Annotated in this window: 6 protein-coding genes and 1 pseudogene; 4 read left to right on the top strand and 3 right to left on the bottom strand. The window is 60.3% G+C overall.

The window, feature by feature from the left end; genetic code table 11:
- The first annotated feature begins 28 nt into the window (after positions 1-28).
- From AC1DKR_RS00390 to AC1DKR_RS00380, 3 genes are all read left to right on the top strand, one after another.
- Positions 29-775 carry a fimbrial biogenesis chaperone gene (locus tag AC1DKR_RS00390; protein WP_478030278.1) on the top strand — a complete coding sequence of 249 codons (747 nt, stop codon included), beginning with the start codon at positions 29-31 and terminating at the stop codon, positions 773-775.
- Positions 776-885: 110 nt separating this feature from the next.
- Positions 886-3,318, top strand: coding sequence for a fimbria/pilus outer membrane usher protein (locus tag AC1DKR_RS00385; protein ID WP_478030276.1), 2,433 nt, complete (start codon positions 886-888; stop codon positions 3,316-3,318).
- Between the two features lie 1,129 nt (positions 3,319-4,447).
- Positions 4,448-7,390: an autotransporter domain-containing protein gene (locus tag AC1DKR_RS00380; RefSeq protein WP_478030274.1), complete on the top strand. Its 2,943-nt coding sequence runs from the start codon at positions 4,448-4,450 to the stop codon at positions 7,388-7,390.
- A 411-nt stretch (positions 7,391-7,801) separates the two neighbouring features.
- Here the strand turns inward: AC1DKR_RS00380 and AC1DKR_RS00375 are convergent.
- The 3 genes and pseudogenes from AC1DKR_RS00375 to AC1DKR_RS00365 form a co-directional block, all read right to left on the bottom strand.
- Positions 7,802-8,044, bottom strand: a pseudogene (locus AC1DKR_RS00375) (DUF4158 domain-containing protein); the annotation flags it as partial.
- Position 8,045: 1 nt separating this feature from the next.
- A complete protein-coding gene (locus tag AC1DKR_RS00370; protein ID WP_478030271.1) occupies positions 8,046-9,143 on the bottom strand; it encodes a UvrD-helicase domain-containing protein in 1,098 nt (365 codons plus the stop codon).
- Positions 9,121-10,701 carry an ATP-dependent nuclease gene (locus AC1DKR_RS00365; protein WP_478030269.1) on the bottom strand — a complete coding sequence of 527 codons (1,581 nt, stop codon included), beginning with the start codon at positions 10,699-10,701 and terminating at the stop codon, positions 9,121-9,123. Before AC1DKR_RS00365 ends, AC1DKR_RS00370 begins: the two co-directional genes overlap by 23 nt.
- A gap of 484 nt (positions 10,702-11,185) precedes the next feature.
- Here AC1DKR_RS00365 and AC1DKR_RS00360 point away from each other — a divergent pair, with 484 nt between their 5' ends.
- Positions 11,186-12,712, top strand: a complete 1,527-nt coding sequence (locus AC1DKR_RS00360) for an LA2681 family HEPN domain-containing protein (RefSeq protein WP_478030267.1) — start codon at positions 11,186-11,188, stop codon at positions 12,710-12,712.
- The last annotated feature ends 120 nt before the right edge of the window (positions 12,713-12,832 follow it).

Below are 12,832 nucleotides of genomic sequence, written 5' to 3'. Positions count from 1 at the left end.
CGTACGGGGCCGGGCCGCATTCAATCCCATGGCACATCTGAACTTTCTTGCCCGCGCGCTTCTGGTCGCCACGTTGCTTTCTGTATGCGGCACGGCTGCGGCCTCGGTTGTCATTACCGGGACGCGCCTAATCTATCCAGCCGATGCTTCAGAAATTACTGTAAAACTCAACAACAACGGCGCGCGTCCGGCATTGGTCCAGTCATGGGTCGACCGTGGAGACATTGCTTCAACGCCGACCAGCGCCGATGCGCCCTTCCTGCTGACTCCACCCGTAACCCGAATTGATCCAGGAAAGGGGCAGTCACTGCGCTTGATGGCCACTGCAACTAGTCTTCCAGATGATCGTGAGTCGGTGTTCTGGCTCAATGTTCTGGATATCCCGCCGGAGGCACAGGCTGAGGCAGAAGCAAATCTGTTGCAGATGGCGTTCCGTTCGAGAGTAAAGATCTTCTTCCGTCCACCTGGGCTGCCGGGCAGCTCGACAGAATCAACGTCGCAACTCGAGTGGCACTTGTCAGCTGCCGAAGACGGTAGGGGCCATGTGCTGCAAGCATTCAATCCAACGGCCTTCCACGTTTCGTTTGTGGGTCTGACCGTTGGTTCGGGACAGAGGCTTGCTCCCTCCGAGGACGGCATGGTTGGCCCTAAAGAAACCAAACATTTCTTCGTAAAGGAGTTGGCACTGCCGCTACCTGAAAATACCGAAGTTGTCTTCTCAGCGATCAACGATCACGGCGCGCTGCTGCAGGTTCGTGCGCGCTTGCAGCGCTGAGGTGCGCCATGCTCTGCCACTCCTACGACACACTCAACAGGCCGGTGACCAAACACGGCCCATTTCGCCTTCTACCCAAGCGCATGTTGGCAGTGCGGATTGTACAGGCCATGCTGCTCTCTTCGGCAACGCAGATGACGCCTGCACATGCCAAAGGCGTTCAGTTTAACCCTGCATTTCTACCGGAGGATTCCCGCGACTTGGATCTCAGCCAGTACCGCGAGGGCAATCCAGTGCCTCCAGGGACCTATCGCGCTGACGTGGTGCTCAACGGTGCCTTGCGGACGCGGCAGGACGTCCGTATCGCTGGCGCAGAGGATGGCGGAGCCCCGTCTATTTGCGTAACCCTCGGCCTGCTGGAGATGCTTGAGGTAGATCCGAGCTATGTGAACGCAACACGGGATGTCGGTGAATGCACTGAGCTGCCTTCGCTGGTCCATGGCGCCACTTCGAGATTCTCGTTGGAAGATCTTCAGTTGGAACTGACGATTCCCCAAGCAGCACTGCGGCGTCAGGCTCGAGGGTACGTCAGTCCTGAGCTATGGGACGCAGGGGTTACGGCGGCAGTGCTTGGTTACAGCTTCAGTGCGCACTCTGTGCAGACGCGCGGGAACCGACACGATTCGGCGTCTCTCTGGGTGGATGGTGGTTTCAACGCGGGAGCATGGCGCCTGCGTCATCTCGGCTCGGTGCGCTGGAATAACCAGACGAGGGCGAAGTATGACGCTCTGGACAGCTACGCTCAACGCGATTTGACGTCATGGACGAGCCAGCTGACCGTCGGCCAGACGAGCACCAACGGCGACATCTTCGAGACACTTCGGTTCGAAGGAATTCAGTTGGCCAGCGACGACAGGATGGTGCCAAGTTCGATGCGTGGTTACGCACCCACAGTTAGGGGAATCGCACGCACTACGGCACGCGTGCAGATACGCCAAGCTGGAAACCTGCTGCTTGAGACTACGGTAGCTCCGGGCGCATTCGTTATCGATGACCTGTACGCAACAGGCTATGGCGGCAACCTTGACGTCACTGTGGTGGAAGATGATGGTACGCAACAGAAATTCGTTGTTCCCTACGCGTCGGTCAGCCAATTGCTGCGACCCGGGACAACTCGCTATGCAGCCTCTGCTGGCAGGCTTAGAAGTCCGTACTTGGATAAGTTGCCGATGTTCTTCCAGGGTGCCCTGCAGTACGGCCTGAACAATCGGCTTACGACCTACGGTGGCCTGCAGGTGGCTGAAGATTACCTTTCATTGATCGGGGGCATGGCATTTTCAACGCCGATTGGCGCGATGGCCGTCGATCTGAGCCATGCCACTGCAGTTGTCGGCGACAAGAGGCGTGATGGGCAGAGTTTAAGGCTGTCGTATAGCAAGCAGCTTCTTGCGCAGGGCACCAACTTTTCGCTGGCGGCGTATCGATTCTCTACGCGCGGCTATCTAGATCTTGCTACGGCAGCGCTGCATCAGGAGGCCAGTGGACGCGCGTTCGAATCTGCCAATCCGCAAAGCCGTTTGGCGGTCAATATCGATCAGCAACTCGGCCGGTTTGGCAACATTGCCTTGAGTGGTTTCGGGCAAACTTACTGGCAGGGCAAGAGGCGTGAACTGCAATATCAAGTTACCTACAGCCGACAAATTGGGAACGCGAGTTTTGGCTTGAGTTTGTCACGAAGTCTAACGGACCACGGCATCTCCGATAGGCGCTTCCTTGCGACGCTGAGCCTGCCGCTGGGGTCCCGATACAGCGGGGCATCGCCGCAGTTCACGACGCAGCTTGGCCACGACGCCCGGACCGGCGGCGATGGCCGCCTGGCAATCAGTGGAACGGCTGGCTCTGATCGCGAGTATGCCTACGGCGTGTCGCTTGCGCGGGATGCTTCTGGTGGGAACAGCGTCGCTGCAAATGGTCAATGGACTGGCGCTACAGCTTCACTGAGCGGAACTCTATCGCGCGGAGGCAGCTATCGGAGCGCCTCGCTGGGTGCCAGCGGAACGCTTGTCGCGCATCGTTCCGGCTTGACGTTCAGCCCATTCAAGGGCGAAACGATGGCAGTGATTCGCGCCCCAGGCGCTGCAGGTGCCAGGGTCGTCGGATATCCCGGACTGCGCCTTGATCAGAGAGGACAAGCGGTGGTTCCTTATTTACGGCCCTATGAACTGAATGAAGTAGCGATTGACCCTGTGGGTACACCACTCAGCGTGGAGCTGCGCGAGACCAGCCAACAGGTTGTCCCGCGAGCCGGCGCGATTCTGATGGTCGACTACGACACGCACATGGGACGTGCCGTCTTGTTCAAGACGCACCAAGAAGATGGTCAGGCGGTACCTTTTGGAGCGACCGTAGTAGATGGGGCAGGCGTTGCAGTGGGAGCAGTCGGGCAGGGAGGACAGTTGTACGCACGTGTAGCCGACGAAGTTGAGCAGCTTTATGTTCGGTGGGGAGGCAGCGGCCAGCGGTGCTCAGTTTCGGTGCCTTCGGTGCCCAGTGCATCCGATCCTGTGCTTTGCATCCATGGACCTGCTATGCAGACAAACTGAGGCAACTGACATCCATTGACAGCAAGTACACGCGGCCGCCGGACAGCCTGGGACGCACAAGCTGCGGAGAATCGCAACCCGAGCAAGATGCGGTCACAACGACTTTCTGGACGTTGACAACGCTGGTAGTGGCCTGCGCGCCTGCGGTGGCGGTGGCGCAGGAGTCTGGTCCGGCCCGGCCGTAACGGATCTGAGCAGGACTAGCGTGACGGCGCGTGCATCAAGCGTACCAGCGCGGAAGCATCGCAGCCGGCGCTCTTGCTGAGCCGTGAGCGGAGCCAGGCGCAAAGCCAGACTTCAATTGGCGACATCACCAGAACATCAGCACCAAAATTTTCGCAGTCAACTCCGCAGTTAACACCAACCCCAACAACGGTTGTAGCCGGGGAGGCCCGGGGCAACGTGCGCAACCAGAACGCGGGACGTACGCTGATGCTGGACCACGGCCGCTGCTCGGTGGGTGGGCGGGACCGGGCCAAACTTGAGAACCTATGAGATGAGTGGGTAGAACCCAATCCAGCAATCGCGCGCCTCCCTAATGCCAACAGGGCAGGGCACTTGCAAGCTGACAAGTTGGTTGACCGTCAATGCTGCATCGAGGCTGCCCACGCCGCTTCACGGGCGGCTCATCACCGCATGGACATGGTCCGGGGCGCGACTGCGTCCAGATGGGTGTGGGCTGGACTGGGGGAGGAGCCCCCCCCGACCCGTTAGCGTTGCACTGATTCGCCGGTCTAGCTCTGTGACTAAACACACATTGTGCATCCGTAAATGCAATTTTACAGCGCTTCTTTACATGCCTCGTGCGGCGGTCGCTTCCGACGAGGAGTCCCGGGGATAGGTGTGTGAATTTTCGTTTGCATTTTCTCCCTGACGTCTGCGGGGAGGCGCAATCAGTTGCTGTGCAAATCCACCACCACGCCTGACCCTTCCCATAGCCTTCAGGAACAAAAGAATGAAGAGCGTTGCCTTTTCGCCTCGATTCCGCCGCCCCTGCCTGCTCCACGCTGCCATCTGTGTCGCGTTGACTACAGCTACTTTGCCGACCGTCGCATCGGCATACACCTTCCACGTCAATGGTGATCGAATCATCGCGAAAGGGGGCGTCAACTACGATGATCACACAAGGTTGCGCCGGATACTGGATGCGGCGGCCAGCAACGGCAAGGTCATCAGCCAGGTAGTGTTCCGCGACAGCCCTGGTGGCGATGCGGCCGCGGGTCGAGGGACGGGTGAACTGCTGCGCCAGCGCGGGATTACCTCGGTGTTCCAGGGGAAGTGCATCTCAGCTTGCGGCACCAGCTTCATTGGTGGCGTCGAGCGACGCATTGCCAACTACGACCTTCCTGAGCTCGATTCCCGTTTTCCTGACAACATCTTCATGATTCATGGCAGCACCAGCGGAGACGGCAAGGTGGTGCCGGTCGCGCAGCAGGTGTCAGACGAGCACTATGCCAAGATGATGCAAGGCGTTGCATCACCGGAAGCGATCGCGCGCGTGGTGGGTGCCATCAACGGCATGGTGGTTCCCTACGACTCATTCCTTTACTACTACGATCCGAAGACTGGCAAGCCTGCGCAGTTCTGCCCCACCAAGGACAATTGCACCGTCTATGACGGTGTAGACATCCTCAGCGACCGGATCATCACCAACGCGGATCGCGTTGATCTGTCCGCCGACTATCTCCGCGTGGCGGGAAGCGTGCGTGGTGATCTGAATCCCAACTTCTATGCAAGGCAATATGAGTTCGCCTCCGGCTTTGGTGCGGACGGCTACGGTGCGGCCCCGTTCGACGCAGCCAAGATCGCCTCGGGTGATGTCTTCGGCATGATCCGGCTTGAACGTGGCGGCACATGGCTGGCTGATACGTCCAGCGGGACAGAGATTCTCTGGGCAGAGGCCGGCAACGTGAATGTGACCAGCGGCGCCCGTTTGGTCACGCTGCACACCATCGTGGGAGCAGCAGGCGCCGTGACGCTTCAGGGCGGACAACTGAAAGCTGAGAATACAACGGTCTCGGGCCTGCTCGGCATTGGCGCTGGCGGTGAGCTGGACAACAAGGCGGCGGTTCTGGTCAATAAGGGGGGGCAGGTGGCGATGGCCGGAGGGACCATTAAAGCCCAGTACACGATCCTGAATCCGGGATCGCGATTGGAAGGCCATGGAACCATTGCAGCTACCAGCTTTGTGGGCTTCCCGAACGAACCCGACTATGCCTGGAATGCTCCGACAGTGACGCAAGTAGCCGTGAGCGGCGGTGATCTCCATCCGCAGGGCGGGCAGCTGAAGGTCGATGGCCTTGTGTTCTTTGGCAAGGGGGGGAGATTAATGTTCAACATCACACCGGAAACACGCCAGGCTGGCCTGGCGCTGGGTGAATTCGAAGTACATCGTTGTGGGAGTTTCCTCAACTTCTTCGAGTGCGGAAATGGACGGGCCGTCACGGCGCCGGGTTTCCTGATCGGCGGCACCGCAGGCAAGCTCGCTCTGGACATCGCACCGGGCTACTACCGGCAGGATCTTTCGATTCCCCTTGTGGACGGACGCATCTATGGCAGGAACGAAGGTATTCAGTTAGTCGGCAAGCTGTTGAACGATCGCGACAGTGAGTTCGATGCCAGCGTGCCGCAGCTGCAGCCCGGCCAGGTCGCCTTCACCCGGGCTGAGCGCCAGGACGGTTCAGGCTACAGCGTCGATCTGACCAGTGCCGACGCGGCGCAGCGCGTGTTCCACCCGCGCAACAATTCGCTGCTCAGCTTCAGCATCAGGCAGACGGGAAATGGGATCTGGGCGGTCGCCAATCCCGCTTTCAACGATGTCTCATTGTTCGCCAATGCCGCATCGGGCGCAGGTCTCGGTGAAGCATTGAGGACGGCGGCATCACAGCAGACGTCGGCACTGCATCCACTGCTTGGGATCCTGCAGTTTGCTGACCGCGATGTGATCGCACAGCAGGCCGGTGCACTGCGCGGTGATGGCCACGCCAGCCTGCGCCTGGCCGACAACACGCTGGTGGGCCGCATCGGCAGCGTGGTGCAGCAGCACCAGGCCGCACGACGCAGCGGCAGCGGTGACGCCGGCGGCTTGGCCGCGCAGGCAGCGCAGGCGGCTTCGGCGCAGCCCGGCATGGTCAATGGCAGCCTGTTCAACCAGTTGGCGATGCACCTGGTGGAGCCGGCGGGGGCGGGCGGTGGCAACACCAACTTCGGCAGCGACGCGCCACGCAACCATGGTCTCTGGGGGCGCGGTTTCGGCAGCCACGGCCGCATCGACGGTGAGGGCGGCGTGGCGGGCCTGATCCATACCGTGGGCGGCATCGTGCTCGGTGCCGATACGCAGCTGGCCGATGACCGGGTGACCCTCGGCGTCAGCGTTGCCGCCGCGGACATGTCGACCAAGGGCCGCGATGGCTCCGGGTTCACCGGCGACGTGCGCGCACTGGATGTGGGCGGCTACCTGGATGCCACCTACTCGCGTGGCTACCTGTCGGCCTCGGTGCGCTACACCGATCTGCGCCACGACACCCGGCGCAGCATCGAAGGGATCGAGGGCCTGCAAGACCCGTTGCGTGCCAAGTACAACAACGATGCGATCTCGGCCAGCCTGGAACATGGCTTCTCGTTCACCATCGCCAAGGGCGTAGTGATCCAGCCACTGCTGCCGGTGGTCGATTACGCGCGCACCTCGGCCACCCGTTTCAATGAAGGGCAGGGTGCCGGCGCGCTGCGCGGGCGTGGTGACAGCCAGGAGAGCATCCGCGTCGGCGCGGGCCTGCAGTTGTTCAAGACCTTCGAAGGCAACAACGGCGAGCGCATTACTCCGCGCGCGCGCGTGGTCTGGCAGAAGGAACTGGGCGACACCCAGGCCCGTTACAGCGCCGGCTTCGCCGCTGCGCCGGACTTGGTGTTCGGTGCCAGTAGCCAGACCGTGGGCGAGCAGGTGCTGGCCTGGAACCTGGGTGTGACCAGCCGCGCTAGCGATCGCCTGTCGGTGATGGTCGACTACGTGGGCGAGCGCCGCAACGGCCAGTTGCAGAACGGCGTAATGCTGGGCCTGGGCTATACGTTCTGATGTGATGAACTGCCCTGTCCAGAAGGACGGGGCAGTTCTGGTCCCGCAGTCCACACGTGAAGCCGTTTAAGTTGTGTTCCAGCCTCCTTCGCAACTCCCCATCCCTACGAGCAGGAGTTCGAAGGGCTAGCCGCCTTGCTGTCCAGCAACACTTTTGCGACGGCCTCATCGGCCGTCAACGGCTCGCCTTGATTAGACCTAATGCCGATTGAGGCTTGGAATCCATTGAACCTACCTAATGTCGGCCAGATGCGCTCTGAGATGCCTGCTCCACACCAGCAGCCTTTGGCGGCAGTCAATTTCTGGCCGAGAGCGGGCACCCAGAGGGCAGCAGATTAGGGAGATTTATCGGGGGTAAGGTTGAGTGGTTCCCAGCCCCGTGCTGACAACCGTGCCATTTCCGCATAACCGCATAACCGCGGAATCGGCGCTCGGGAAGCCGGGAAGTTCATAGCGATGGTGCACCAGCTCTTTGAGCAGGACGTTCACGGTGTCCGGGATGGTGTGCTTGGTCTGGGCTGCAGCGGTGGCCACGGTGTCTAGCCAAGGCGACCCGGCTTTGTCCAAGGGACGTATCCTAATGAACTACCGAAGTTGCGGCATTTGCCGGCGCTTGCTGCCGGAGGCGTCGTAGCGTTCGAGCTGGTCAGTGGCTCTACGCGTCTGCGCTGGCAGGAGCGTAGAGCTGATGACCCGGCAACGCACACGCGCCGGCATACACAAAGGCCACGCTTTGCCGCGCCCGGGTCAAGGCCACGTAATATTTCGGTGGCGCGGTGATACGAGATGCATCGGCCGTGCGCATGTACAGCGTCAATGGCCCGTTAGGGAAGATCAGTACACGCCCATAGGTCCGGCCCTTGCACTGGCCGAAGTTCACGGCCGGCAATCCGTCACAAGCTTGCCGCCGGTCGTACCGAAGCACGGTGGGAGCAAATTCCTGCATGTACGCAGTCACATGCTCGGGAGCGACGAGGTAGATGCCATCGTGCCCGGTGACCTCGCCATTGCCTGACTCGGTCCGTGGCATCTGCGGATAGAGCGCGTCGGCCAAGTCGCAGAGCGTCTGGACACAGCGCAAGCTGATGAGGCGGTGACCGAGCTGGCATAAGCCATCCGCTTCCCAAATCCGGAACAACGCTGCCATGTTCGGCCCACGATATTGACTGTGCCGCGGTGCGTAGTTGGTCGCGTACGTGGCTTGGCGCGTATCGCCTACCAACGTGATGGCGATGTCGCTCTTCAACAGCCGCTCGACCAGATCCAAGTCATAGCCGGCCAGGTCCTGGACCTCGTCGATGTAGAGCTCGTCGTACATGGCCGCCAGGCGTGCCATGACCTGACCGTGGGTCAGCTCATCGCAGCACACAGCAAAGTCGGCCGCCCGGTCGGAATACATCCGGTTGCCTGCCAGATAGTGGCGCGCCACTTGGGTGCGTGGAGCGCGGTTATCAGTGCGACCTTCCACGAACAGGATCGTCTCGATCCGAGGCTCGGGGCAAAGCGCACCCTGGTACGGGCGGATGCACTCGCGTAGCAGAAAGCCATACCAGCTGTGCAAGGTAACGTGCGCGGGGACCGCGCCGGCGTGAACCTCAAACGAGCGCCGGATCTCCTCAAGGTTTTCCAGAGTGTAGGTGACAATCGCAATGCGGCGCCCAGGCCGCTCCAAGGCCTGCCGGACCAGCAACGTGGTCTTGCCCGAGCCGGCCGCTGAGAGCAGTACCAGGTTAGGTGATGGCACGCTGGACATAGTCTGGGAACCTGATCGACTGCGGGCTGTTGAAGATTGCCAGGGCCGTATCGGTCTTGTGGCCTTTCATGTACTTGAGCAGCGCCACCTCATCGGCAAATGTCTTGCCCAGCACAGTATTGAGCTCGGCCAGCGAATTGGCCTTGATCAGCTGCTCTTCCAGCGATGGGGCGTGCTCGTCGGAATCGTAGTAGATCGCGTTGATGTGCTCGGCATAGCGCTCCTGCACAACGGCGACGTCGCCATCGTTGTCGGTGATCACCTTGGCCTGAATCTTCAGTCGATCTGCAATCTGCAAGAAGCGCTTGAATGCCAACGACTTGACCGAAATGATGTCTACGCCGTGAGCCATCGGCGCCACGCCGTGGTGGTCGCTGTAGGCACGCTGCACGATCAGCTCATCGGAAGGGCCCTCCACCAGGATTGCTTGCTTGGCCAGGATCAGCCGCAGCGTATCGTGGCCAGGCAGCTTCATGAAATAGTCGTGCGTATCGCTCGGCAGCTGGTCCAGCTTCATCTGGCCCTGCGCGCTGAACAGGATCACGTTGTCCACGCCCAGCTTGTTCAATACGAAGCTGCTGTGGGTGGCGATGATCACCTGTTGGGCGGTGGAGAGGGCCGCAATCTTGTCGATCAGTTGGGTCATGCTGGAGAAGGACAGATGGTTCTCCGGCTCCTCGATCAGCAGCACATGGGCAGCGCCCGCCGCATGCATTGCCAGCTTCATCTTCACCGCGCTTTGTTCGCCCTTGCCGGCTTGGGTGAAAGGGAGCTCATCCAAGTACGGTGACAAGCTGGTTTCCCACGTTGAGCGCGGCGATGTGTCCACACCCACCGTCAGCGCTCGGTGGCTGATGTCCCCGGTGTGCTCGGTGAGGTAGGCATTGATCGCCGCCACATCCGCTTCTTCGGAAAAACTCTGCCGCATGCGGCGGAAGCTCAACGACAGCGAAACGCGTTGCGCAGGCGTCAGTGCCTGTTCGATGATGCCTGCGATATAGCGATCGGCACCGGACAAGGTCTTGATGCCGTGCGTGTCGATGATGGTCGAGTCGAACGGAATACTGCGGGCCGTGACGCCATTGTTGGCGAAGGAATACCAGCGCACCGTGTAGTACTCCACCGGGAGGCTGACCGCACCTTGGTGCTGCTGCAGGTAGGCGTTGAACTCCTCGAGGTAGTCGTCGTTGAGCTCAACCAGCAGCCGGATGCCGGCCGTATCTAGGCGCAACGAGTTGTTAGTGCCGCGCAACGATGCCAGCGCGGCGTCTGCGCCTAGATACGCTTCGATGGAGATCCGCGGCGGCGACGCCGGCGTGCCTGCTGCAAGCGCCGCCAAGTACTCTTGCACCGTCGGCTGGTGGAACAGGTAGGGCGTGAGCTCGTAGGCGAGATTGCGCCCATGGAGCTGGCCGGTGACCACCGCGTGGATGGCCTCCAGCAGGGTGGACTTGCCAACCTCGTTATCGCCCACCACCAGGTTCATGTGGGCGTTGAGGGGCAGGTCCAGATGGTGAAACGACTTGAAGTTGTCGATAACGATACGTTCGATCGGCATGCGCAGTCCTTTGATGGCCAACGAGCCCGGTGGCGAAGCCTGCCCGCACCCTGACTGGCCTCCTTTCCGATCTCAGTCATACTACACAAGCGCCAGGCTCACCAGTTCGCTGCCCGTTACATCGGCCCACTCGGTGTCTAGGAAGTAATACGAGGTAACCATGGTCGAATGGTGCCACAGCTCTCGGGTTATGGCCTAGCTCAGTGGAGCGGCCCAGTTTACAGTTTCATAGACGTGCCTACGGGTCTTGGGAGCGGCTCGGCATACGTTGATCGATCGGGCCGTCGACGGGGCTGGGGTTGATCAACGAAATCGTGGTCATTATGACGTGACGGGGGCCTCTAATTCCTGCACGACGCACCACTTACCGAATTCCCGTGCTGGAACTCGCAACCGATAGCGGCAGCGGCCGGCCTAATCGGCCACTACTGGTAGCAACCACGACAAGGGGGAGAGAATGGGGCTTGCTGCAGGACTTAGACAGTTGGAGGAGGATTCCACTCAAGGGCACCTCGACACGGAATCCTGGGAGCTGTACGCAGAGCTTGTGGATTTGGCAAGCGATGCATGCAACGAAGATGAGCTCACTCGGCTCATAACATTGGGCGCGCAGGTAGCGGCAGCATCCACAGGCTGGTCGATTTGTTGGGTTCTGTACTGCATTGCTAACGCTTGGAGCGCGCTCTACAGCATTCATCGCTATCCCGGCCAAGTGCTGTCCTGGCAACAGCCCGAATTGGTTAATCAGCTCTTCTACCTGCGTTCCGCACTTCAGCATGAAGCAGCGGCGGAGCTTCCGAAGGCGCGGCGTGCACAGATAAGGATCAACTTGGCTAATGCATACAACTCGGCGGGCCGCATCATCGATGCGCTGGACGAGTGGGGATCTGCGCTGCAGGACCGGCCAGGCATTGCGATGGCGTTCGGCTCTAGGGGCAAAGGCCTGCTGTACTACGGTCGTCATCTTTATGACAACGGCCATACGCTCTGGTTCTTGGACGAGGCGAGAAGGAATCTAACAGCCGCCGTGATGATCGGCGTGGGGCGGGACGAAGCAACCTATCCGGGGGCGATTTCACACTTCACAAGCGAACTCGCACAACTTCAAGCCTTCCTGACACGCTGCGGCTATCCGGATGAGCTGGACCATTCGGTCATGCATGACTTCTCCCTAGGTGACTCCGAAAAAGAACGAGGCTACCGGCGATGGTGCCTCGATCATCGACTGTTTCTCAATCCGATGAATGACGCTTTCACCACCCCGATAGCCGCGCACGACCCGCTGGGCCTGCCCGATCACATGGCAACTGGTGTTGGGATTACGTACTTGGCATTCTTCAACCAGATGAAACAGGAGTACGCATACGCGCGATGGTGTCTCTACGCCGGGTCGACCTCTGAGGAGGTCCACTGCGCTGACCGAGAGGTCATGTTGACGATGAATGGTGATTCGGCACGCTACTCCATAGCATTGGAGCAGGTGAAGACCAGCTTCCGCGCCGCCTACTCAGTGCTGGACAAGGTGGCCTATTTCATCAATCACCGCTGGGCGTTGGGAGTTCCCGAGACGCGTGTGGACTACGCTACGATCTGGACACAGGGCAAGGGTCCACAGAAGGGCCAAATCTGGCCTCAGCTGGAGGCGTCGCAGAATCTCTGGCTTCAGGCGCTGTATGGCCTGTCGCTGGACATTCACAACAGCGACGATCAGGCGGTAGCGGCACCCGACGCCCGTGACATCAGAATTCTTCGCAATCACCTGGAACACAAGTTCGTCAAGGTGGTTGATGCTAAGGCCGACCCACACACGCCCGACATCCTCAAGGATCACTTGGCGTACGAACTAGATTCACAGGAATTAGATTCCAAGGCGCTGCGGATGCTGAGGACTGCACGCTCTGCGCTTATCTACCTATCTTTGGCACTACACCGAAGTGAGACGTTGCGCGAGCGAAACGAGCCTGTGCTTTCATTTGAAGTGGCTACATTCGAGGACGAGAACAAGTTCTAATTCCGGCCGCAGCATCCACGCGGAGCACAGGGGCAATGCCGATGGCTTCATTGAATGATTCCCCGCCGACCCTCACACTCATCTGGAGGAGCTCGCGGATGCCATCGAGGCGTTCTAGCA

The organism is Stenotrophomonas sp. 01N47, from assembly GCF_056399165.1.
This window is presented reverse-complemented; position numbering and strand designations above follow the sequence as displayed.

What these genes read in the sequence shown, in the direction of transcription:
- AC1DKR_RS00365 (WP_478030269.1), bottom strand. Translation starts at nt 10,701, where the DNA reads ATGCCGATCGAACGTATCGTTATCGACAACTTCAAGTCGTTTCACCAT.
- AC1DKR_RS00390 (WP_478030278.1), top strand. Translation starts at nt 29, where the DNA reads ATGGCACATCTGAACTTTCTTGCCCGCGCGCTTCTGGTCGCCACGTTG.
- AC1DKR_RS00370 (WP_478030271.1), bottom strand. Translation starts at nt 9,143, where the DNA reads ATGTCCAGCGTGCCATCACCTAACCTGGTACTGCTCTCAGCGGCCGGC.
- AC1DKR_RS00385 (WP_478030276.1), top strand. Translation starts at nt 886, where the DNA reads ATGCTGCTCTCTTCGGCAACGCAGATGACGCCTGCACATGCCAAAGGC.